General features: G+C 73.1%; 20 protein-coding genes and 2 tRNA genes. 9 read left to right on the top strand and 13 right to left on the bottom strand.

The features are described from left to right. The 5 genes from ACLIYP_RS21580 to ACLIYP_RS21560 all read right to left on the bottom strand — a co-directional run. On the bottom strand, positions 1–417 hold a 417-nt coding region (locus tag ACLIYP_RS21580), incomplete at its 3' end, for an FGGY family carbohydrate kinase (RefSeq protein ID WP_412714774.1). Between the two features lie 44 nt (positions 418–461). Beyond that, positions 462–1748, bottom strand: a complete 1287-nt coding sequence (locus ACLIYP_RS21575; protein WP_412714773.1) for a cation:proton antiporter — start codon at positions 1746–1748, stop codon at positions 462–464. Positions 1749–1750: 2 nt separating this feature from the next. Next, complete coding sequence (locus ACLIYP_RS21570) at positions 1751–2224, bottom strand: cation:proton antiporter regulatory subunit (protein WP_412714772.1); 474 nt, start codon at positions 2222–2224, stop codon at positions 1751–1753. Positions 2225–2456: 232 nt separating this feature from the next. Continuing rightward, positions 2457–2530: transfer RNA gene (locus ACLIYP_RS21565), tRNA-Ile, on the bottom strand. 238 nt (positions 2531–2768) lie between these two features. Further along, positions 2769–2841, bottom strand: a tRNA-Asn gene (locus ACLIYP_RS21560). A 201-nt stretch (positions 2842–3042) separates the two neighbouring features. Between ACLIYP_RS21560 and ACLIYP_RS21555 the strand changes: the two genes are divergently transcribed. Then, positions 3043–3354 carry a YtxH domain-containing protein gene (locus ACLIYP_RS21555; RefSeq protein ID WP_093654652.1) on the top strand — a complete coding sequence of 104 codons (312 nt, stop codon included), beginning with the start codon at positions 3043–3045 and terminating at the stop codon, positions 3352–3354. Between the two features lie 21 nt (positions 3355–3375). On the opposite strand, the gene ligD is transcribed toward ACLIYP_RS21555, so the two are convergent. Beyond that, complete coding sequence (ligD, locus tag ACLIYP_RS21550; protein WP_412714771.1) at positions 3376–4269, bottom strand: non-homologous end-joining DNA ligase; 894 nt, start codon at positions 4267–4269, stop codon at positions 3376–3378. 219 nt (positions 4270–4488) lie between these two features. Between ligD and ACLIYP_RS21545 the strand changes: the two genes are divergently transcribed. The 3 genes from ACLIYP_RS21545 (at position 4489) to ACLIYP_RS21535 (ending at position 7339) form a co-directional block, all read left to right on the top strand. Continuing rightward, positions 4489–5268 (top strand): IclR family transcriptional regulator, encoded by a 780-nt coding sequence (locus ACLIYP_RS21545; protein ID WP_412714770.1) that lies wholly within the window; start codon positions 4489–4491, stop codon positions 5266–5268. A gap of 79 nt (positions 5269–5347) precedes the next feature. After that, entirely contained in the window at positions 5348–6214 is an 867-nt protein-coding gene (locus tag ACLIYP_RS21540; RefSeq protein ID WP_412714769.1) for an SMP-30/gluconolactonase/LRE family protein, read from the top strand. A 63-nt stretch (positions 6215–6277) separates the two neighbouring features. After that, positions 6278–7339, top strand: a complete 1062-nt coding sequence (locus ACLIYP_RS21535) for a hypothetical protein (RefSeq protein ID WP_412714768.1) — start codon at positions 6278–6280, stop codon at positions 7337–7339. A 60-nt stretch (positions 7340–7399) separates the two neighbouring features. Here ACLIYP_RS21535 and ACLIYP_RS21530 read toward each other — a convergent pair whose 3' ends face one another. Further along, complete coding sequence (locus ACLIYP_RS21530) at positions 7400–7768, bottom strand: antibiotic biosynthesis monooxygenase family protein (RefSeq protein ID WP_412714767.1); 369 nt, start codon at positions 7766–7768, stop codon at positions 7400–7402. Between the two features lie 283 nt (positions 7769–8051). Here ACLIYP_RS21530 and ACLIYP_RS21525 point away from each other — a divergent pair, with 283 nt between their 5' ends. From ACLIYP_RS21525 to arfA, 5 genes are all read left to right on the top strand, one after another. Then, the gene (locus ACLIYP_RS21525; RefSeq protein WP_412714766.1) at positions 8052–9407 is read left to right on the top strand and encodes an extracellular solute-binding protein; all 1356 of its coding nucleotides are present in this window, start codon (positions 8052–8054) and stop codon (positions 9405–9407) included. Beyond that, the gene (locus ACLIYP_RS21520) at positions 9404–10363 is read left to right on the top strand and encodes a carbohydrate ABC transporter permease (protein ID WP_412714765.1); all 960 of its coding nucleotides are present in this window, start codon (positions 9404–9406) and stop codon (positions 10361–10363) included. The genes ACLIYP_RS21525 and ACLIYP_RS21520 overlap by 4 nt, the downstream gene beginning before the upstream one ends. 149 nt (positions 10364–10512) lie before the next feature. Beyond that, positions 10513–11310, top strand: a complete 798-nt coding sequence (locus tag ACLIYP_RS21515) for a carbohydrate ABC transporter permease (protein WP_412714776.1) — start codon at positions 10513–10515, stop codon at positions 11308–11310. Between the two features lie 91 nt (positions 11311–11401). Continuing rightward, positions 11402–12439, top strand: a complete 1038-nt coding sequence (locus tag ACLIYP_RS21510; protein ID WP_412714764.1) for an arabinan endo-1,5-alpha-L-arabinosidase — start codon at positions 11402–11404, stop codon at positions 12437–12439. A 126-nt stretch (positions 12440–12565) separates the two neighbouring features. Next, positions 12566–14065, top strand: a complete 1500-nt coding sequence (gene arfA / locus ACLIYP_RS21505; protein WP_412714763.1) for an arabinosylfuranosidase ArfA — start codon at positions 12566–12568, stop codon at positions 14063–14065. Positions 14066–14183: 118 nt separating this feature from the next. On the opposite strand, the gene ACLIYP_RS21500 is transcribed toward arfA, so the two are convergent. The 6 genes from ACLIYP_RS21500 to ACLIYP_RS21475 form a co-directional block, all read right to left on the bottom strand. Beyond that, the gene (locus ACLIYP_RS21500) at positions 14184–15353 is read right to left on the bottom strand and encodes an aldose epimerase family protein (RefSeq protein ID WP_412714762.1); all 1170 of its coding nucleotides are present in this window, start codon (positions 15351–15353) and stop codon (positions 14184–14186) included. Further along, on the bottom strand, positions 15350–16483 hold the full coding sequence (mmsB, locus tag ACLIYP_RS21495; RefSeq protein WP_412714775.1) for a multiple monosaccharide ABC transporter permease: 1134 nt from the start codon (positions 16481–16483) through the stop codon (positions 15350–15352). Before mmsB ends, ACLIYP_RS21500 begins: the two co-directional genes overlap by 4 nt. Positions 16484–16638: 155 nt before the next feature. Next, positions 16639–18204 (bottom strand): multiple monosaccharide ABC transporter ATP-binding protein, encoded by a 1566-nt coding sequence (mmsA, locus tag ACLIYP_RS21490; RefSeq protein ID WP_412714761.1) that lies wholly within the window; start codon positions 18202–18204, stop codon positions 16639–16641. 35 nt (positions 18205–18239) lie between these two features. After that, positions 18240–19379 (bottom strand): multiple monosaccharide ABC transporter substrate-binding protein, encoded by a 1140-nt coding sequence (gene chvE, locus ACLIYP_RS21485; protein WP_412714760.1) that lies wholly within the window; start codon positions 19377–19379, stop codon positions 18240–18242. Positions 19380–19384: 5 nt separating this feature from the next. Beyond that, positions 19385–20419 (bottom strand): hypothetical protein, encoded by a 1035-nt coding sequence (locus ACLIYP_RS21480; RefSeq protein ID WP_412714759.1) that lies wholly within the window; start codon positions 20417–20419, stop codon positions 19385–19387. A 91-nt stretch (positions 20420–20510) separates the two neighbouring features. Next, complete coding sequence (locus ACLIYP_RS21475; protein ID WP_412714758.1) at positions 20511–21566, bottom strand: zinc-dependent alcohol dehydrogenase; 1056 nt, start codon at positions 21564–21566, stop codon at positions 20511–20513. Between the last annotated feature and the right edge of the window lie 28 nt (positions 21567–21594).

The following is a 21594-nucleotide window of genomic DNA, read 5'->3' as shown; positions in this document are numbered from 1 at the left end:
CGCGGCCTGCGGCACGGCGCCCACCGCCTGCGCCCACGCCTCGCGTCCACCGAGCGCGTCGACGAGGTCGGCCGCGGCGGTCTGCGCGCGCCGGTCGTTGCCGACCAGCGCGGGCCGCACCGGATCGCCGGCCTCGTCGAGCGCGACCAGCCCGTTCTGCTGCGCCGAGACCCCGATGGCCCGGACGCCCTCCAGGACCCCGCCGGCCGCGGCGTCGCCGAGCGAGAGCAGCCAGGTCTGCGGGTCGGTCTCGGTGCGCCTGCCCGCGGCCGCTCCGGTGCCGTCCTCCCCGCCGCCGGTGCTCCCGGACACGGGATGCGGGGCGTATCCCTGTCTGACGACGGCACCGGTGTCGGTGTCGCAGACGACGATGCGGGTGTACTCGGACGAACTGTCCAGACCGGCGACTATCCCCATGCAGGAGATGATGCCTCACCGGCCGCGGGCGGTTCCTTCCGGCCCTACGGCTTGGTGGGGGAGTCCGCGCGGGCCGCGGTGTCGGAGGAGGTGCCGAGTCCCTCGGGTCCCTCGGGTCCCTCGGGTCCCTCGGGCCCCTTGCCCGGCGGCCGCCCCGACGGGCCGGGGGAGACCTTCACCAGCCGGGGCATCAGGGCCCTGACCGCCGGCTCCGTCCAGCGGGCGGCCAGCGGGCCGATTATCACCATCAGCAGCACGTACGCGGTGGCCAGCGGCCGGATCTCGGCGGCCACCCCGGCGGCCAGGCCGGCGATGACGATGGAGAACTCCCCGCGCGCCACCAGGGCGCCGCCGGCCCGCAGCCGGCCCCTGGGACTGATGCCTGCGCGCTGCGCCGCGTACCAGCCGGTGACGACCTTGGTCACCACGGTCACCGCGGCCAGGACCAGCGCCGGGACGATCACCGGCGGCATGTTGCCCGGGTCGGTGGACAGTCCGAAGAAGACGAAGAACACCGCCGCGAAAAGGTCCCGCAGCGGGGTGAACAGCCGCTGGGCGCTCTCGGCGACCTCACCGGACAGGGCGATGCCGACGAGGAACGCGCCGACCGCCGCCGAGACGTGGAGCTGCTGGGCGATCCCGGCGATCAGGACGGTCAGGCCGAGCACCACCAGCAGCAGCAGTTCGGGGTTGTCGGAGGAGACTGCCCGGCTGATCACGCGGCCGTGGCGCAGCGCGACGTAGAGGACCAGGCCCACCGTGCCCAGGGCGACGACCAGGGTGATGCCGCCGCCCATCAGGCCGACGCCGGCCAGCAGGGTGGTCAGGATCGGCAGGTAGACCGCCATCGCCAGGTCCTCCATGACGAGGATGCCGAGGACGACGGGCGTCTCGCGGTTGCCGAGCCGGCCCAGGTCGGTGAGGATCTTGGCGATCACGCCGGAGGACGAGATCCAGGTGACGCCGGCCAGCGCCACGGCGGCCACCGGCCCCCAGCCCAGGACGAGGGCGGCGACCGCTCCGGGCGTGGCGTTGAGGACGAAGTCCACCGCGCCCGAGGGGTACTGCGTCCTGAGGTTGTCCACCAGCTCGGAGGCGCTGTACTCCAGGCCCAGCAGGAGCAGCAGCAGGATCACCCCGATCTCGGCGCCGATCGCGATGAACTCCTCGCTGGCGCTGAGCTCGAAGATGCCGCCGTGGCCGAAGGCGAGCCCGGCCAGCAGGTAGAGGGGGATGGCGGACAGGCCGATCCGTCCGGCGAACCGGCCGATGATCCCCAGGCCCAGGATGATCGCGCCCAGTTCGATGAGGAGCATGGTGGTGTCGTGCATGCTCAGCCCCCCGCGATGATCTGGGCGAGTTCCTCGACGCCCTGGCGGGTGCCCACGACCACGAGGACGTCGCCCGCCTCCAGTCTGAAGTCCGGGCCCGGCGCCGGGTGCGGCGCGGTGCGCCGCAGGACCGCGACGATGGACGCCCCGGTGCGGGTGCGGGCGCGGGTGTCGCCCAGCGGCCGTCCCCGGTAGGGGGACTTGGCGGTCACCGGGATCCGCTCGGTGGCCAGGTCCAGCTCCCCGACGGCCAGGTCCGGCGAGTCGGGTGCGGGGGCGATGAGCGCGCCCAGGGAGGCGGCCTCGTCGGGGTCGAGCTGGAAGGACGCCTGGCAGGTGTCGGGGTCCTCGGGGTCGTAGAAGCCCAGGAAGCGCCGACCGTCCTGGTGGGCGACGACGGACAGGTGTCGTCCGGAGCGGGTGGTGACGTCGTACTGGACGCCGACCCCCGGAAGCGGTGTGCGTTTCATCGACAAGGCTCTCTCCCCCCGTGGGACGGATCGGGCGGGCCCTGGACGTGCGCTGTCGGAAGAGCCCGTTCGCGTGGAATCGAGGCCAAGTTTCGCACAGGCGGGTGCTCCGGAGGCCGGACGCCGACGCGTATGCGCTGCTCAGGAGGCCGGCCGCGAACGGTCTCGGGCCGGTCCGGGGATGGGGCGCTTCCGCCCGGGAGCCGTTCCGGCTCCCGGGCCCGGAGGGAGTGCGGGGTGGGGCGGGTGGGACTCGAACCCACGGCCGACGGATTATGAGTCCGCTGCTCTAACCGGCTGAGCTACCGCCCCGGGACGGCGCGCCACGCACATCTGTGCGCGCCGTCTGCCGCAGCATAGCCGCTCATACGATCTCCCGCCCGTGCCGGGGTGAGGCAGGGGCCGAGGGGCCCGTCACCACGGGCCGGAGGCCCGTCGCCGGAACGGAGCAGGCGCTCCGGAGGGGCGCCGGACAACGGGGTCGGGCGCAGGATCGGGCGCAGGATCGGAGACAAGACGAAGGGCCCCTCGCGGGGCCCTTCGTCCACTGCTCCCCCGACTGGACTCGAACCAGTAACCTGCCGGTTAACAGCCGGCTGCTCTGCCAATTGAGCTACAGGGGACTGCTGCCTGGAGGCGCCCGTTCCGGTTTCCCGGGGGCGTTCCCCGCTGGCGAGGAATACAGTAGCGCATGCCGGGGGGTGCTCTGAAATCGGTATTCGCGGCGCGCCTCGGGGTACCCGGTGGAACGTCCGCCGCAGACCGACAGGCGCACGCCCGCGCGGCCGGGCTGCGCCGGAAGAGACCTGAGAAAGGGTGGAGCCATGCGCTACCGGCTCACGTTCGTCGTAGGAGTCGCCGTCGGGTACGTGTTCGGCACGCGGGCCGGGCGGGAGAAGTACGAGCAACTGCGCGAGAAGGCCCGGAAGTTCGCCGAGAACCCCGCGGTGCGCAATGCCTACGAGTCCGCCGCGCACAACGGGCGGGAGATGGCCGGCAAGGCGCTGAGCACGGTCTCCGACCGGGTGGGCGACCGGGTGCCGGGTCCGGTCTCCGACCGGGTGCGCATGCTGCGCGGCCGCCGTGTCGAGCAGCGCACGCCGTTCGACGACGGCTGGGGCACCGGCAACGCCTGAGGGGATCCGCCGCCCCGCGCGTCAGGGGCCGTCCGGCAGGCGCCCCGCGCGGGAGGGGTCCAGGAGGGGGGCGAGCGGATCGCCGTGCCTCTCCAGCCGGGAGGCCAGATCGCCGGCCGTGAAGACGAGGTCGCCGGGCTGTTCGCAGCCGGCGACCTCGTCCCATGTCACCGGGGTGGAGACGGCCGGCCGGGGCCGTGCGCGCAGGGTGTACGGGGCGGCGGTGGTCCGTGTCCACAGGTTCTGGCCGTGGTCGACGAAGACCCGGCCCTCGCGCAGCCGCCGGGGCACCTGGTCCACGACGAGGTCCGGCAGCGCCTCGGCCGCCTCGCGGGCCAGCCGCTCCGCGTAGCCGGCCGCGGCCTCGGAGCCGGCGGGCCGCAGCGGGGCGAGCACGTGCAGCCCCTTGGAGCCGGACGTCTTGGCGTACGAGGGCAGGCCGTCGCGCTCCAGCCGGTCGCGCAGCCACCGGGCGACCGCGCAGCACTGGACGATCGTGGCGGGGGCGCCGGGGTCGAGGTCGAACACCAGCCGGTCGGCCATCCCCTCGTCGGGAAGCCGCCACTGGGGGGTGTGCAGCTCCAGGACGGAGAGGTTGGCCGCCCACAGCAGTGTCGGCAGGTCCTGGACGACGACCTGCCGGTCGGTCCTCCCGCCGACGCGGTGGACCTCGCACACGGTCACCCACTCCGGTGTGCCGGGCGGCACGTGCTTCGCCATGAACGACTCGGCCTCCACACCGCGGGGGGCGCGGACGAAGGATGCCGGGCGGTCGCGCAGATGGGGCAGGAGCACCTCGGCGACGGAGGCGTAGTAGTCCACGACATCGCCCTTGGTGAAGCCGGCGGCGGGGTAGAGGACCCTGTCCAGGCTGGTCAGCTCGATCGTGCGGCCTTCCACGACGGTGCTCGTCATGGAGTGCGGGTTCCACGGACGGCGCCGTCCATGCGGGCGCCGCACGCCACGGCCGTACGTGGGCCGTACGTGGGCCGGGCGCGGCCCGGAGCCGGATCGTTGCGGGGCACTTCGGGCTGCGGCTAGCCTGTGTTCGTGATTCCGGTCATCCTTCGGGATCTCGAACGATCGCGGGTGCCGGTGAGCCCGGAGCCCTCGGGGGAGAAGGGGAGGGCTGCCATGGGGCGCCTCGTACCGGCCGTGACAAGGGCTCTCGACATTCTGGAACTCTTCCTGGACGGGGACGGGATCCTGTCGGCACCGGAGATCACCCGGAAGCTCGGCCTGCCCCGCACCACCGTCCACGAGCTGGTGACCACCCTGGCCGCGCGCTCGTATCTGGTGCCCGTGCCCGAGCAGCCCGGACGTTACCGGCTCGGGGTGCGCACCTACCAGCTCGGGAGCCGCTACGCCGAGCAGCTCGACCTCGCCGCCGAAGGGCAGCAGGTGGCCCGGAGCGTCGCCGAGACCTGCGACGAGACCGTGCACGTGGCCATCCTGGAGGGCACCGACGTCATCTACATCGCCAAGGTGGACAGCACCCACGCGGTCCGCATGGTCTCCGCCGCCGGCCGGCGCCTGCCCGCGCACTGCACCTCGGTGGGGAAGATGCTGCTGGCCTCGCTGCCCCCGGACGAGCTGGACGCGCGCCTGCCCGGCCCCGGCGACGAGCCGCTGCGGGCGATGACGGAGAACTCCATCACCTCGCCGGAGAAGCTGCGCGAGGCGCTGGCCGAGATCCGCGCACGCGGCGTCGCCGTCGAGCGGCGCGAGTCCAACCCCGATGTGAGCTGCGTGGCCGCACCCGTGCGCGACGGCACGGGGAAGGTGGTCGCGGCGCTCAGCATCTCGGTGCCCATGATCCGCTGGAGCGAGGAGCGGCGCGCCGAGCTGGAGGCCCTGGCGGTCGGGGGCGCGGCCGAACTGTCGGCGCGGCTGGGGCACCGCGGCGCGGCGTAGCCGGGCTGAGACGGGCGGGCACGAACGGACACGCGGACGCCGACCGGCGGCCGACGAGCGGGAGAGGGGCGGGACGGCCATGGCCGGATCAGGGACACCGGCGCGACTCGAGGTCGCGGTGCGGCAGGACGCGCTGCTGGGCGAGGGGCCCACATGGGACGCGGAGCGCGAGCGCCTGGTGTGGGTGGACATCCTCGGGAGCCGGGTGCACACCTACGCCCCGGCCGACGGCCGCCGCACGGTGCTGGCGACCGAGCAGCACGTGGGCGCGGCCAAGCCGCGGGCGAGGGGCGGCCTGGTGGTCAACCTCCGCGACGGGGTGGGCCTGTACGACGGGGACGGCTCGTTCTCGTGGCTGCACCACGAGCCCGTCGCGGGCCGCCGGGGCAACGACGCCGCCGTCGCCCCCGACGGCGCGCTGTGGGCGGGGACGATGGCGTACGACGAGCGCCCGGGCGGGGGCACGCTCAGCCGCATCGCCCCGGACGGCTCGGCCGTCACGGTCCTGGCGGACGTGACCATCGGCAACGGCACGGGCTGGAGCCCGGACGGGCGGCTGATGTACTACATCGACACCCCCACCCGCCGGATCGACGTCTTCGACACCGACGGCCCCGAGGTGCTGGGCCGCCGGACGCTGGCACGGATCGAGGAGGGCGCGGGCTTCCCCGACGGGCTGACGGTGGACGCGGAGGGCTGCGTCTGGGTCGCGCTGTGGGGCGGGGGCGCGGTCCGGCGCTACACCCCCGACGGCAGGCTGGACCGGACGGTCGCCGTCCCGGCCTCCAACACGACGGCGTGCGCGTTCGGCGGGCCGGGTCTGCGGGACCTCTACATCACCACGGCACGGACGGGCGCCGACCCCGGCGCGGAACCACTGGCCGGCTCGCTGATGGTGCTGCCGGACGCGGGGGAGGGGCTGGCGGCGCCGCCTTTCGCGGGTTGACACCAGATCTTCACAGGGAGCACCTTCTCCTCTTCCTTCCGAGCCTCGTAGCCTGCGGACTCCATGACCTACTGCGTCACATGCCGTCGGCATCTCAACGGCGCCCTCTCCTGCCCGGGTTGCGGCACACCCAGCCACGTCCTGGCACCGGCGGACACCTCCGCTCCGGCCTCCGCCGATCCGTACGGCCAGGGGCACGGCCCGTACGGTCCGCACAGCGGCGGCGTGCACGGCGCGGAGGCGTACGGCGGGTACGGCAGCGGTCACGGAGGCGGGTACGGGCAGGACGGCGGGCACGGTCACCAGGGCGGTCGCGAAGGCGCCCAACCGCGGTCCCGGCAGGCCGGGCAGGAGGCCCCCGGCGGCGGCCCGGGTCCCCACGGCGGCACCCGCGACACATACGGCGACGCGTACGGCGCGGAGGCTTACGGCGGGTACGGCGGCGAACACGGTGAACGCGGCGGGCAAGACGAACGCGGCGAACACGGTGAACGCGGCGGGCACGGCGAAGGCGACGGTGACGGCGGGCACGGCGACTACCCGGACGGCGGGCACGGCGGGGGCCGTGCGGCGGCACGCGCCGCGCGGCGGCGCGGCCGCCGGGCGCGGTCGCAGGCGGGGCGGCGGCGCCGTGCGGCCGTGGTTGGCCTGATACTCGGCGCCGGACTGGCCACCCTCGGCGTCGCGGAGTTCACCACCGAGGGCGTGCTGAAGGAGCTGCCCATCCCGGGCGTCTCCCCGGACGGCGGTGTGGACGAGTCCGACGGCGAGGAGGGCGCCGGATCCGCCGACTCCGACGAGCAGCCGCCCGGGGCGGAGCGGCCGGGCGCCGGCCCGTCGGGCTCCTCCTCCGCCGAGCCCTCCGCGTCGGGCTCCTCCTCGGCCGGGCCGTCGGAGTCGGCGGACTCCTCGGCGGATCCCTCCTCCTCCGCGGACCCCTCGACCACCGCGGTGGAGAGCGGCAGCGTCACCACGGCCCCCGAGCCCACCGCCGACCCCACCCGGGCCCCCGAGCCGCCGCCCCAGGAGACGCGGCCCGCCGATCCGCCGCCGCCTCCGGCGGAACCGGAACCCGAGCCCGAGCCGACGCGCACCTGCGAACGCTTCCTGTGGTGGTGCACCTAGGGCGGGGCCGTTCCCTTCCGTCCCGCGTCCTCGGGGTGGACCGGCGCAGCGGGGCGGGGACTACTCCGGTTCCGCCGTCGCGGCGGAGAGTTCGACGACGACGTCGTACAGGCCCCGGCTCGAGGTGATCCGTGTCCGCGGGTCGTCCTGCGCGGCCTGGGCGCGCTCGCGGAACCCGGGGTCCGCCACGGCCGCCTCCCACGCCTCCTGGCTCTCCCAGTGGGACACGTTGACGAGCTGGAAGCGGGTCTCCGCCGAACGGGCCCGGTGCAGCCGGGAGTCGATGAAACCCGGCCTGGTGCGCATGAGGGCGGCGCGCTGCTCCCATCGGGCGACGAACGCGTCGAGGTGCTCGGCGGATATCTCGAAGACGTTGATGAACGTGACGGTGGTGTCCGGCGCGTCGGCGGACCGGCTGTCTGTGGTCACGGGGACTCCAGCGGTGGGTGAGGTGGCCCGGGCCGTTCCGGGCGGGCGGGCCGACCGGCGGCTCGGGCCCCGCCGTGCAGGGCGGCGGATCGCAGCGTAGCGAACACCCGCCCGGAGAGGACCGGCTGAGCGGATCGCGCCCAAAGGCCGCGGGGGTGCGGACGCCCCGGCCGCTCGCCGGGGCGGTTTCTGCGCGAACCATTGACGTGAGCGGTGTTCGATCCTACTTTCCCGTTCGGAGATCCGATCAGTATTCGAGATTTCGAACGTGAGGGTGGATCGTATGCGTCGAACCTCCGTGCCGGACCGCGCCCCCAGCCGCCGGCGCGTGCTCGGCGGCATGGCCGCTCTGGCGGCCGTGACGGCCACCGGGGTCGCCGGCACAGCGGGATGCGCCGCCCCCGCCGCCGTGGGCGCGGGCCGCACCCGGCTGCGCTTCTGGCACCTCTACGGCGGCGGCGACGGCGTCAACATGCAGACGATGCTGAACGCCTACCGCGCGGCACACCCGGAGATCGCCCTCCAGGCCTCCACGCTCCAGTGGGGCGCCCCTTACTACACCAAGCTCGGCATGGCGGGAGCCGGCGGCCGGGCCCCCGAGGTCGCCGCCCTGCACCTGGCGCGGCTGCCCGGCTTCGGCCCCGGCCGGCTGCTCGACCCCTTCGACCTCGACCTGCTGGCCGAACACGGCCTCACCGAGAAGGACTTCCCCGCCGGCCTGTGGCGGCGCGGCCGGATCGACGGCGCGCAGTACGCCGTCCCGCTCGACACCCATCCGATGGTCCTCTACTACAACACCGAGGTCTGCGCGGAGGCCGGACTGCTGGGCGGGGACGGAAAGCTGCGGCCGATCCGCGGGGCCGAGGCGTTCGCCGCCGCGCTGCGCGCCGCGGGCGAGGTCACGGGCAGACCCGGTCTGGTCATGGAGACCCTCGGCGCCGGCACCATCGGACCCTGGCGCCTGTTCTCCACCTTCTACTCCCAGACGGGCGGCACCCTGCTGAACGAGGACGCCACCCGCATCACCATCGACGACGCCAAGGCGCTGAAGGTGCTGCGCTTCATGCGGCGGCTGGTCGAGGAGGGCCTGGCCCACCACCGCATCGACTACAACGGCACGGTCGGCGTCTTCGGCGGCGGGGAGAGCGCCTTCCTCCTCAACGGCGAATGGGAGGTGAGCACCTTCGCCAACCTGGACCTGCCGTTCTCGATGACCAGGGTGCCCAACCTCTTCGGGCGCCCCACCGTCCAGGCCGACTCCCACTGCTTCGTCCTCCCGCACCAGCGCGACCGCGGCGGCGAGGGCAACGAGGCGGCCCACGCCTTCGTCGCCTGGATGCTCAAGAACACCGTCGAGTGGGCCAAGGGCGGCCACGTCCCCGCCTACCTCCCCACCCTGGAGAAGCCCGACTACCTCGATCTGGAGCCCCAGTCGGAGTACCGGTCGGTGATCGACGACGTCGTCCTGGACCCGCCCGCGTGGTTCGCGGGCTCGGCGTCGTCCATGTGGATCCAGCTCGGCGCGGTCTTCTCCGGGGTGCTCACCGGTTCCCGCACACCGCGGGAGGCACTGGAGGAGGCCAGGTCCCGGCTCCGGACCCTGCTCGACACCCCAAACCCGCTCGGAGGCGACGCATGACCGCGACCACGCCCACCGCCCCGGCGCCGCCGGCCGCGGAGGCCGCCCGCACCGGGACCGGGCCCCTGAGCGCGGGCCGCCGCTGGACCGAGCACGGCCTGGTCTTCACCGCGCCCTTCCTGCTGCTGTACGCCCTCTTCCTGGTCTGGCCGGTGCTGCTGGGCCTGAGGATGAGCCTGGGCGACGACAACATCACCGGCACCGGCGGCACCTTCACCGGCCTGGACAACTACGCCGAGGCGCTGCGGGACCCCGGGGTCTGGTCGTCGCTGTGGAACACGGTCTGGTTCACGCTGCTGTCCACCGTTCCCCTGGTCGTCACGGGCCTCGTCCTCGCGCTGCTCGCGCACCACCTGCGGGTGGTCCAGTGGCTGTGGCGGCTGAGCTGGTTCACGCCGTTCCTGCTGCCGTCGGGCGTCGTCGGTCTGCTGTGGCTGTGGATGATCTACCCGTCCGACTTCGGCCTGGCCGACCTGCTGCTGCGGTCGTTCGGTCTCGACCCCGGCATCGGCTGGCTGACCGACACCCGCTACGCGATGCTCTCGATCGTCCTGACCACCGTGTGGTGGACGGTCGGCTTCAACTTCCTGCTCTACCTCGCCGCACTCCAGGCCATCCCCCAGCACCTGTACGAGGCCGCCGAACTGGACGGCGCCGGGGCCTGGCGGCGGCTGCGGCACATCACCCTGCCGATGCTCAACCGCACCACGGGCGTGGTGGTCGTCCTCCAGCTCCTCGCCTCCCTGAAGATCTTCGACCAGGTCTACATCATGACCGGGGGAGGCCCCGACGAGAGCACCCGTCCGATCCTGCAGTACGTCTACGAGGCCGGCTTCACCGGCTACCGGATCGGCTACGCCTCGGCCGTCTCCTACGTCTTCTTCGCCCTGATCGTGATCGTCTCGCTGATCCACCTGCGGATGACCCGCCGTTCCCGTGAGGAGGCCGCCAAGTGAGCGCGACCGCGAAGGCCGTGACCCCCGCCGCACCGTCCACCGGCCCCGGCCGGGAGCCGGCCGGGACGCTCCCGACCCCACCGTCCCCGCAGTCCTCGCCGGCCGGCGAGGCCGGCAGACGGCCGCGCTGGACGCCGGGCCGCTTCGCACTGCTCGCCGCGGCCCTCGTCCTGGCGGCGCTGTGGGTGCTGCCGCTGGCCTGGGCGGTGGCCACCTCGCTCAAGCCCGAGAACGAGACGACGCGCACCTCGCTGGAGTGGATCGGCTCGCGCGTCACCTTCGACGCGTACGAGAAGGTGTGGGCCTCCGGGGACCTGGCGCGCTGGATGGTCAACTCGGCCTACATCTCGACGGTGACGACCGTGCTGACCGTCACGACCTGCGCCATGGCCGCCTACGGCTTCTCGCGCACCGAGTTCCGCGGCCGGAGGGCCCTCTACGGCCTGGTGCTGGCCGGGATCATGGTGCCGCCGCAGGTGCTGATCGCCCCGCTCTTCGCCGAGATGGTCTCCCTCGGGCTGGTCGACACCTACTGGGGAGTGATCCTTCCCCAGGTCGCCGTCCCCGCGATGGTGTTCATCCTGGTGAAGTTCTTCGAGGGGGTGCCGAGGGAACTGGAGGAGGCCGCCTACGTCGACGGCGCGGGACGCTGGCGGGTGTTCTGGACGGTCGTGGTGCCGCTGTCCCGGCCGGTCCTGGCCGCCGTCGCCATCTTCACCTTCATCCAGACCTGGAACAACTTCCTGTGGCCGTTCCTGGTGACCACCGACCCGAACGTGATGACGCTGCCGGTCGGCCTGGTCAACGTCCAGTCCACCTACGGCGCCCGCTACGCCCAGGTCATGGCCTCACTGGTCATCGCCGGACTGCCGCTGCTGCTGGTCTTCGCCTTCTTCCAGCGGCAGATCGTCCGCGGCGTCGCCCACACGGGGCTGGCCGGCCAGTGACGGCGGCGCGGGCCCGCCCCCGGACACGGGAGAGGAGGTCCCGAGGAACCGCGAACCCCGGCCGCTCACCGAGAACTTCCGAAGGAGCCCGATGAACAGCCGCACCCCCCACGGCACTTCCTCCCGCCCGCCCTCCCGCACCCACGCCCGCCGGGCACACGTCCGCCGGGCCCTGACGGCCCTGGCCGCGGCCCTGCTGGGCACGCTCGTGGCCCTCGTCCCCGGCAGCGCCTCCGCCTACCCCGGGCCCGGCCTGGTGACCGGCGACGTCTCCGTCCACGACCCGTCGATGGTCCGCCTCGACGACGGCCGCTACATCCTCTACTCCACCCACAACGGTCCCCAGGCGCGCATCTCCACCGACCGGACCCGCTTCACCCACGCCGGGGCGGCGTTCCCCGACCCGCCCTCCTGGTGGGGCCGTTACTCGCCCGAGCGCAGCCCCTGGGCCCCGGACGTCTCCAAGCAGGGCGGCCGGTACTGGCTGTACTACTCCCTGTCCACCTTCGGCTCCAACCACTCCGCCATCGGCGTGGCCACCAGCCCCAGCGGACTGCCCGGCACCTGGACCGACCACGGCCCGGTGCACACCACCACCACGGGCTCGGACCACAACGCCATCGACCCCAGCCTGTTCGTCGACGACGACGGGAAGTGGTGGATGACCTTCGGCTCCTGGTGGACGGGGATCAAGATGATCCGGCTCGACCCGTCCACCGGCAAGCAGCACCCCGGCGACCGCACCCTGTACTCCGTGGCCGCCCGCAACCCCACCAGCAACGGCATCGAGGGACCGACCCTGGTCAAGCGCGGCGGCCACTACTACCTGTTCGCCTCCTTCGACAAGTGCTGCGCCGGCACCGACAGCACCTACAGCATCCGCGTCGGCCGCTCCACCAGCCCCACCGGGCCGTTCCGCGACCGCGACGGCGTGGACATGCGCGACAACGGCGGAACGGTCGTCCTGGAGACCCACGGCCAGGTCGTCGGCCCCGGCGGCCAGTCCGTCATGTCCGACGTCGACGGCGACCTGCTCGTCTACCACTACTACGACCGGGGCAACAACGGCTCGCCCACCCTCGGCATCAACCTGATGCGCTGGGAAGGCGGCTGGCCCGTAGTCCACTAGAGCCCCGCCGGAACCCCCGGCGAGACCTTCCGGCCGGGCGGGACCCCTGGCGGGTCCCGCCCGGCCGCACCACCCCCGAAGCCCGCCCCCCGAACCGCCCAGAACCGTCCCCGACGGAAGGAATCCATGAACACCGCAAGGTTCACCCTCGACCCCGCCTTCACCGTCGGCGAGGTCGACCCCCGGCTGTTCGGCTCCTTCGTGGAGCACCTCGGCCGCTGCGTCTACACGGGCGTCTTCGAACCCGGGCACCCCTCCGCCGACGAACAGGGCCTGCGCACCGACGTTCTGGAACTGGTCCGTGAACTGGGCGTCACCGCCATCCGCTACCCCGGCGGCAACTTCGTCTCCGGCTACCGCTGGGAGGACAGCGTCGGCCCGGCCGAGCAGCGCCCCCGCCGCCTCGACGCCGCCTGGCGGTCGGTGGAGAGCAACCGCTTCGGCCTGGCCGAGTACATCGACTTCGTCCGCAAGGTCGGCGGCGAGCCCATGATGGCCGTCAACCTCGGCACCCGCGGTGTGGCGGAGGCCCGCGAGCTGCTGGAGTACGCCAACCACCCCGGCGGCACCGCCCTGTCCGACCTGCGCGCCGCCCACGGCGACAAGGAGCCCTACGGCATCCGGCTGTGGTGCCTGGGCAACGAGATGGACGGCCCCTGGCAGACCGGCCACAAGACCGCCGCCGAGTACGGCCGGCTGGCCGCCGAGACCGCCCGCGCCATGCGCCAGCTCGACGACTCCCTCGAACTGGTCGCCTGCGGCAGCTCCAGCCAGGCGATGGACACCTTCGCCGCCTGGGAGGCCACCGTCCTGGCCGAGACCTACGACCTGGTCGACCACATCTCCCTGCACGCCTACTACGAGGAGGAGGACGGCGACCGCGACTCCTTCCTGGCCTCCGCGGTGGACATGGAGTCCTTCATCGAGAACGTGGTGGCCACCTGCGACCACATCGGGGCCCGGCTGAAGTCGCCCAAGCGCATCAAACTCTCCTTCGACGAGTGGAACGTCTGGTACCAGCGCCGCTTCCACGCCCGGCCCCTGCCCGACTGGGAGGAGGCGCCCCGGCTGCTGGAGGACAACTACACCGTCACCGACGCCGTCGTCTTCGGATCCCTGCTCATCGCCCTGCTGCGCCACGCCGACCGGGTGGCCGTCGCCTGCCTGGCCCAGCTCGTCAACGTCATCGCCCCGATCATGACCGAGCCCGGCGGCCCGGCCTGGCGGCAGACCACCTTCCACCCCTTCGCCCAGGCGTCCCGCCACGGGCGCGGGCAGGTGCTGGACGTGCGGGTGCAGTCGCCCACGTACACCACCGCGAAGTACGGCGAGGTGCCGCTGCTGCACGCCACCGCCGTACGGGACGAGGCCACCGGCGCCCTCACCGTCTTCGCCGTCAACCGGGACCGGCACGGCGCCCTGCCGCTGGAGGTCGCCCTGCACGGGCTCGCCCTGGAGCGGGTCGCCGAGCACAGCGTGCTGGCCGACGCGGACCCCGAGGCCCGCAACACCCTCGCCGATCCCGAGCGGGTCGTCCCCCATCAGGGGGAGGGAACCGAGTTGGCCGGCGGGGTGCTGCGCGCCACCCTGGAGCCGATGTCGTGGAACATGATCCGGCTGGTCTGACGGGCTGACGGGCTGACGTGCCCGCGTGCCGACGGCACGGAGGCGGGGGCGGCCCGGACCGGGCCGCCCCCGCCTCACGCGTACCGCCTCCGGTGCGCCCCGCCCCGGCCCGCCCGGTCTACTCGGTGGAGAAGGAGTGGACGGTGGTGGAGCGGTAGGTGCGCCCCGGCCGCAGCACGGTGGTGGGGAACGACGGCTGGTTGGGGGAGTCGGGGAAGTGCTGGGTCTCCAGGCAGAAGCCGTCGCTCTGCCGGTAGACCCGCCCCGAGGTGCCCTCCAGCGTGCCGTCGAGGAAGTTGCCGCTGTAGAACTGCACGCCCGGCTCGGTGGTGGCGATCCGCATCACCCGCCCGGAGACCGGCTCGCGGACGGTGGCGAAGTGCTCGGGCTCGGCGGTGATGCCCTTGTCCAGCACCAGGTTGTGGTCGTACCCCTGCCCGTACAGGATCTGCGGGTGCGCCTTGCGGATGTCCGTCCCGACCGGCTTGGCCCGCCGGAAGTCGAAGGGCGTGCCCGCGACCCGCTCCAGCTCGCCGGTGGGGATCAGCGTCTCGCCGACCGGCGTGTACCGGGAGGCGGCGATCTCCAGCTCGTGGTCCAGGACGCTGCCGCCGCCCTCGCCGGCGAGGTTGAAGTACGTGTGGTTGGTGAGGTTGACGACGGTGGGCTTGTCGGTGGTGGCCTCGTAGTCGATCCGGAAGTCGCCGTGCCGGTCCAGCACGTACTCCACCCGGACCTCCAGCCTCCCCGGAAAGCCCATCTCGCCGTCCTCGCTGGTGCGCGTCAGCACCAGCCCCGTCTCGCCGCGCCGGGTGAACGGCTCCACCGCCCACATCCGCTTGTCGAAGCCGCGGTCGCCGCCGTGCAGGGTGTTGCCGCCGTCGTTGCGCGGCAGCTCGTACGCCTTGCCGTCCAGGGTGAAGCGGCCCTGCGCGATGCGGTTGCCGTAGCGGCCGATGAGCGCCCCGAAGTAGGGGGAGCGGGCCTCGTAGGAGGCCGGGTCGGAGAAGCCGAGCGAGACGTTGGCGAGGCGGCCGTGCCGGTCGGGCACCTCCAGGGACTGCACGATGCCGCCGTAGGACAGCACCCGCAGCCGGGTGCCGCCGCACGACAGCGTCCAGACGTCCACCGCCGTGCCGTCCGCCAGTTCGCCGAAGCGGGCGCGGCGCGGAGCGGACGGTTCGCCCGGCTTCGCGTGCGCGGCCCCCGCGCCCGGTCCCGCGGTCGCCGCCGCCGCCAGCCCGGCCGCGGCGGCCGCGCCGATCACACTGCGTCTGCTGGTGCTCACGATCCCACCTTCCGTTTGTTCCAGACGTCGAACCCCACCGCCGCCAGCAGGACCAGGCCCTTGATGACCTGCTGGTAGTCGGTGCCGATACCCACCAGGGACATGCCGTTGTTGAGCACGCCGAGCACCAGACCGCCGATGACGGCCCCGAGTACGGTACCCACACCGCCGCTCATCGAGGCTCCGCCGATGAACGCCGCGGCGATCGCCTCCAGCTCGAAGTTGATGCCCGCCTGCGGGGTGCCCGCGTTCAGCCGGGCGGCGTACACGCAGCCCGCCAGCGCCGCCAGCACGCCCATGTTGACGAAGACCAGGAACGTGACCCGCCTGTCCTTCACACCCGACAGCCTGGCCGCGGCCCGGTTGCCGCCGAGGGCGTACACATGGCGGCCGACGACGGCGTTGCGCATCACGAAGCCCAGCCCGATCAGGATGCCGCACATGATCAGCAGCACCACCGGGACGCCCCGGTAGCTGGCCAGCGTCAGGGTGAACGCCAGCACCGCCGCCACGATCGCCACGCACTTGAGGACGAACAGGCTCAGCGGCAGCACCTCCAGCTCGTACGCCTGCTGCCGGCGCCGGTCGCGCCACTCCTGGAACAGCACGAACGCCACCACGACCACCCCGATCAGCACCGTCAGGTCGTGGTAGTTCTCCAGCGGGCCGCCCTCGGGCAGGAAGCCCTGGCTGATGTTCTGGAAGCCGCGCGGGAAGGGCGCCAGCGACTGCCCCTCCAGCAGGATCTGGGTGCCGCCGCGGAACAGCAGCATCCCCGCCAGCGTCACGATGAACGACGGGATGCCCACGTAGGCGATCCAGAACCCCTGCCAGGCGCCGGCCGCCGCGCCGATCAGCAGCGAGCAGGTCAGCGCCACCGGCCAGGACATGTCGTGGTGGACCATCAGCACGGCCGCCGCGGCCCCGACGAAGGCGGCCAGCGAGCCGACGGACAGGTCGATGTGGCCCGAGATGATCACGATCATCATGCCCATGGCCAGGATCAGGATGTAGCTGTTCTGCTGGACGATGTTGGACACGTTGACGGGCTTGAGCAGGTTGCCGTCGGTCCAGATCTGGAACAGCACGACGATCAGCGCCAGTGCGACGAGCATCCCGTACTGCCGCATGTTGGAGCGCACGGTCCGCAGCAGCAGCGCCCCGGCACCCGTACCGCCTCCGGTGCCGCGGGGGCCGCCGCGGGGTCCGGAGCCGCCCCGGGGACTCTTCACCGGCCCGCCCGCGGACCCTCCCGGTCCCCTGCGCGCCGCGGTCTCTTCGGTCGTCATCTGCTGCCTCGGCTTCCGTCCATCGTCATATGACGCATCAGCACTTCCTGGTCGGCGTCCTCGCGCGCCACCTCGCCGGTCAGCCGCCCGGCCGCCATGGTGTAGATCCGGTCGCACATCCCCAGCAGCTCCGGCAGCTCGGAGGAGATCAGCAGCACCGCCCTGCCCTGGGCGGCGAGCCGGTCGACGGCGGTGTAGATCTCGTACTTCGCCCCGACGTCGATGCCGCGCGTCGGCTCGTCGAGGATCAGCACCTCCGGATCGGCGTGCACCCACCTGCCGAGCACGACCTTCTGCTGGTTGCCGCCGCTGAGCCGGCCGACCTGCTCGAAGACGGTCGGGGTCTTGATGTTCATCGACCTGCGGTAGCCCTCGGCGACCCGCCGCTCCCGGTGCTCGTCCACCACTCCGGCCCGGGCCAGCTTCGGCAGCGAGGCCAGGGAGATGTTGCGGCTGACGGTGTCGATCAGGTTCAGCCCGTAGGTCTTGCGGTCCTCGGTGACGTACGCCAGACCGTGCGCGACCGCCCGCGGCACCGTACGGGTGTCGGCCTCCCGCCCGCCGATCCGCACCGTGCCGCCCGCGTACAGGCCGTAGGAGCGCCCGAAGACGCTCATCGCCAGCTCGGTGCGGCCCGCGCCCATCAGCCCGGCGATGCCGACGACCTCGCCGCGCCGCACCGTCAGCGACACGTCGTCGACGACCTTGCGCTGGTGGTCGATGGGGTGGCGGACCGTCCAGCCGGAGATCTCCAGCGCCACCCGCCCGGCGTCCGGCCCCCGGTAGCGGGTGCGCGGCGGGAAGCGGTGGTCCAGGTCGCGGCCGACCATGCCGCGGATGATCCGGTCCTCCGAGACCTCCGCGGGGGCGCCGGGGGAGGGGCGGACGGCGAGCGTCTCGACCGTCCGCCCGTCGCGCAGGACGGTGACGGTGTCCGCCACCTCGCGGATCTCGCCCAGCTTGTGGGAGATGAGGATGCAGGCGATGCCCTGGGAGCGCAGCTCCCCGATGAGGTCCAGCAGCTTGGCGCTGTCCTCGTCGTTGAGGGCGGCGGTCGGCTCGTCCATGATCAGCAGCCGCACCCTCTTGGCCAGCGCCTTGGCGATCTCCACCAGCTGCTGCTTGCCCACGCCGATGTCGGCGACGCGGGTCTGCGGGTTCTCGCGCAGCCCGACCCGCCGCATCAGCTCGGCGGCGTGGCGGACGGTCTCGTTCCAGCGGACGACGCCGTGGGAGGCGTGCTCGTTGCCCAGGAAGATGTTCTCGGCGATGGACAGGTAGGGCACCAGCGCCAGTTCCTGGTGGATGATGACGATGCCGCGCCGCTCGCTGGCCCGGATGTCGCGGAACGCGCACGGCTCGCCCTCGAAGAGGATCTCCCCCTCGTAGCTGCCGTGCGGGTGGACACCGCTGAGCACCTTCATCAACGTCGACTTGCCGGCCCCGTTCTCCCCGCAGACCGCGTGGATCTCCTTCGGCCGGACGGTGAGATCGACCCCGGACAGCGCCCTGACCCCGGGGAAGGTCTTGGTGATCGAGCGCATTTCCAGAACGCTGCTCATGGCTGCTCCTCGGCGGTGAGGTGGGGCGGACCGGGCTACCTGAGCTGGTCGGCGGTGTAGTAGCCCTCGTCCACGAGCAGCTCGGTGTTGGACTCGTCGATGCTGACCGGCTCCAGCAGGTAGGCCGGGACGGTCTTGACGCCGTTGTCGTAGGACTCGGTGTCGTTGACCTCGGGCTTGTCGCCCTTCAGCACGGCGTCGGTCATCCGCACGGCCTGCTCGGCGAGCTTGCGGGTGTCCTTGAAGACGGTCTGGGTCTGCTGGCCCGCGATGATCGACTTGATCGACGCCAGCTCGGCGTCCTGGCCGGTGACGACGGGGTAGGGCTTGGCCTTCGTGCCGTAACCGGCGCTCTTGAGGGCGGAGATGACGCCGATGGAGATGCCGTCGTAGGGGGAGAGGACCGCGTCCACGCGCTCGCTGCCGTAGTAGCGGCTGAGCAGGTCGTCCATGCGCTTCTGGGCCGTGCCGCCGTCCCAGCGCAGGGTGGTGACCTGGTTCATCTCCGTCTGGCCGCTGCGCACGACCAGCCGCCCGTCGTCGATGCGGGGCTTGAGGACGCTCATCGCGCCCTTGAAGAAGAAGCCGGTGTTGTTGTCGTCCGGCGATCCGGCGAACAGCTCCAGGTTGTACTTCCCGTCCCCCTTCCCGCCGTCCTCCCCCAGCCCGAGGGCGTCGACGATGTAACGGGCCTGGAGCTCGCCGACCTTGAAGTTGTCGAAGGTGGCGTAGTAGTCGACGCTCCCGGTGCCGCGGATGAGGCGGTCGTAGGCGATGACGGGGATGCCCGCCTCCTCGGCCCGGCCGAGGACGTCGGTGAGCGAGGAGCCGTCGATGGCGGCGACCACCAGGGCCCTGTGCCCCTTGGAGATCATGTTCTCGATCTGCGCGACCTGGTTCTCCACCTTGTCGTCGCCGTACTGCAGATCGGTCTCGTAGCCCGCGGCCTCGAACCGCTTCACCATGTTCCGGCCGTCGGCTATCCACCGCTCGGAGGACTTGGTGGGCATGGCGATGCCGATGGTGCCGCCCTCGGCGGCGTCGCCGGTGCCGCCGTCCCTGCCGCCCTCGGAGTTCTGGCCGCAGGCGGTCAGGGACAGGGCGAGGGCGGCGCAGGCGCCGACGGCGGCTCTGAGGGCGCGGGTGCGGGTGCGGGCACGGAAGCGGTCGGGCATGGCGGTCAGTTCCCTTCGGACGCGGCGGACACGGGGGACGCGGAAGACACGGCGGACACGGGGTTCCCGGGTTCGTCGGGGAAGCGGTTGAGGGGGCCGGGCAGCCGGGAGCCGGGCGGGGACATCCCGTCCCCGGCGCCGAGGCGGGCCAGCAGGTCCAGGGCGAGCCGGCCGCGGCGGACCCGCTCGCGGGCGGTGTCCAGGGTCGCGTCGCGCAGGTGTGCGCCGTAGGGGTAGATGGCGGGGGCCTTGCTGAGCCCGAACTTGAGGTAGACCGGCGCGCCGCGCCGGATCAGCTCGGCGGCGTCGTACATCCGCACATAGCCGCCGAGGTCGTCCGGGGCCTCCAGGTAGAAGTCCATCGGGGCGCGGCTGACCCGGCGGATCTCGGTCAGGTGCTCCAGGGTCAGGTCGGAGGGCACGTTGATCGAGTCGGCGCCCAGCCGCTCGAAGACGGCGTAGGAGGCCGGGTTCACCGGGCCGATCAGCGCCGAAACCTTGAGCGTGGTGTCGGCCGGCAGGACGCCGCGCGTCCGCATCCGGTGCAGCGTGTGCAGTACGCCCTCGTCGGCCACCAGCAGGCAGCGCACGCCGAGATCGGTGGCGCGTACGGCGTCCTCGACGCATCCGGCGAGCGCGTCGTGGCCGCGGGCGCGCAGCCCCGCGCCGCCGGAGGACGTACGGGTGCCGGCGCCGGTGTCCCAGGTGCCGCGCGGACCGGTGAACAGGCACAGCTCGACGTTCCGTTCGGCGCAGGCGCCGGCCATCTCGGAGATCTCGGCGTCGGTCAGCATCCACACGCCGCTGCCCTGGCTGATCCGGTGGACGGGGACGTCCAGGGCCTCGGCCTCCTTCAGCACGGTGGCCAGGGCCTCGGGACCCTCGACGGAGGGGATCTCGGTGCGCCAGGTGCCGCCGTCGGGGAAGGCGTGCGGGGAGGACTCGGAAGGGCTCCGGTCGGGACAGGGGTGGCCTAGGGAGGCGAGGGCGGCCTCGCCGGGGCGGCGGGGGCCGGAGGGTTTGATGGACGCTTCGGTCACGATGCTCCCTGGTTCGATCTTGTTCGACATCTCGTACGGCGTTCGCGGTCAACGGCGCGGGTCCGGGCCGCGGGCGGCCGGAAAGGCGGGGTCAGGGCCGCAGCAGGACCTTGCCGACCCCGGGGTCGCCGCCGCCGGCCAGCGCGACGGCCGCGGCGAATTCCTCCAGCGGCAGCTCGTGGGTGATCAGGGGCGCGGGCGCGAGCAGCCCGGCGTCGAAGGCCCGTACCGCATGGGCCCAGGCGGCCGGCGGGGCGCCGAACACGGACCGGACGGTGAGCTGGCTGACGGACAGGTGGACGGGGTCGATGCCCCGCGCGCCCGGCCCGGGCAGCCCGGTCAGCACCACCCGCCCGCCGCGCCGGGCCAGCAGGCAGGAGTCGTGGGCGGTGGTGGGCGCGCCGGCGGTCTCCACCACCAGGTCGTAGCGGCCGTGCAGCCCGCCGGCCTCCGCCGGGGCGCACACCCCGGTGGCGCCCATGGGCAGTGCCTGCTCGGCGCGTCCGGTGCGGGGATCGACGACCAGCAGCTCGGCCGGGGAGACCGCGGCCAGCAACTGCACGGCCAGCAGACCGAGCGTGCCCGCCCCGACGACTGCGATCCGCTCCCCGGAGCGCGGCCCGCCCGCCAGCACCGCCGCCGCCACCACGGCGGCCGGCTCCAGCAGGGCGGCCGAGCGCAGGTCGGCGCGGTCGTCGAGGACGTGCAGCAGCCGGGCGGGCAGGACGAGGAAGTCGGCGAAGGCGCCGGGCCGGGTGAAGCCGGTCTCGTCGTAGCCGCCGGTGCACAGGCTGGTGGCGCCCTCGCGGCAGCGGTCGCAGACCAGGCAGGCGCGGAACCCCTCGCCCACCACCTTCCGCCCCACCAGTGCCGGGTCGGCGCCGGGGCCGACCGCCTCCACCGTGCCGGACCACTCGTGGCCGGGCACGACGGGGTAGCGGACGTAGCCCTCGGCCCGGGTGCCCGCGTACACCTCGCGGTCGCTGGCGCAGAGCCCGGCCGCGTACACGGCCACCCGCGCCTCGCCCGGGCCGGGTTCGGCGCGGGGCGCCTCCACCAGCCGGTGGCCGCCGGGCCGCTCCACGAGGACGGCGCGCCCGGTACGGCGGACGCCGTCCGGCGCCGGGGCGTGTGCGGGTGCGTTCACCACTGGCTCCTCCCCGCGCCGCGCGGAC

Origin of the sequence: Streptomyces nanhaiensis (genome assembly GCF_046614825.1) — a bacterium.
Classification (GTDB): Bacteria; Actinomycetota; Actinomycetes; order Streptomycetales; family Streptomycetaceae; genus Streptomyces; species Streptomyces radiopugnans.
The sequence above is the reverse complement of the archived record's forward strand: the minus strand, read 5'-3'. Positions and strand labels throughout refer to the sequence as shown.

Bases quoted from the DNA above. Each gene is read 5' to 3' on its own strand.
- ACLIYP_RS21525 (WP_412714766.1), top strand. From the start codon at position 8,052: ATGCGTCGAACCTCCGTGCCGGACCGCGCCCCCAGCCGCCGGCGCGTG.
- ACLIYP_RS21535 (WP_412714768.1), top strand. From the start codon at position 6,278: ATGACCTACTGCGTCACATGCCGTCGGCATCTCAACGGCGCCCTCTCC.
- ACLIYP_RS21545 (WP_412714770.1), top strand. From the start codon at position 4,489: ATGGGGCGCCTCGTACCGGCCGTGACAAGGGCTCTCGACATTCTGGAA.
- mmsB (WP_412714775.1), bottom strand. From the start codon at position 16,483: ATGCGGCAGTACGGGATGCTCGTCGCACTGGCGCTGATCGTCGTGCTG.
- ACLIYP_RS21575 (WP_412714773.1), bottom strand. From the start codon at position 1,748: ATGCACGACACCACCATGCTCCTCATCGAACTGGGCGCGATCATCCTG.
- ligD (WP_412714771.1), bottom strand. From the start codon at position 4,269: ATGACGAGCACCGTCGTGGAAGGCCGCACGATCGAGCTGACCAGCCTG.
- ACLIYP_RS21540 (WP_412714769.1), top strand. From the start codon at position 5,348: ATGGCCGGATCAGGGACACCGGCGCGACTCGAGGTCGCGGTGCGGCAG.
- arfA (WP_412714763.1), top strand. From the start codon at position 12,566: ATGAACACCGCAAGGTTCACCCTCGACCCCGCCTTCACCGTCGGCGAG.
- mmsA (WP_412714761.1), bottom strand. From the start codon at position 18,204: ATGAGCAGCGTTCTGGAAATGCGCTCGATCACCAAGACCTTCCCCGGG.
- ACLIYP_RS21510 (WP_412714764.1), top strand. From the start codon at position 11,402: ATGAACAGCCGCACCCCCCACGGCACTTCCTCCCGCCCGCCCTCCCGC.
- ACLIYP_RS21555 (WP_093654652.1), top strand. From the start codon at position 3,043: ATGCGCTACCGGCTCACGTTCGTCGTAGGAGTCGCCGTCGGGTACGTG.
- chvE (WP_412714760.1), bottom strand. From the start codon at position 19,379: ATGCCCGACCGCTTCCGTGCCCGCACCCGCACCCGCGCCCTCAGAGCC.
- ACLIYP_RS21520 (WP_412714765.1), top strand. From the start codon at position 9,404: ATGACCGCGACCACGCCCACCGCCCCGGCGCCGCCGGCCGCGGAGGCC.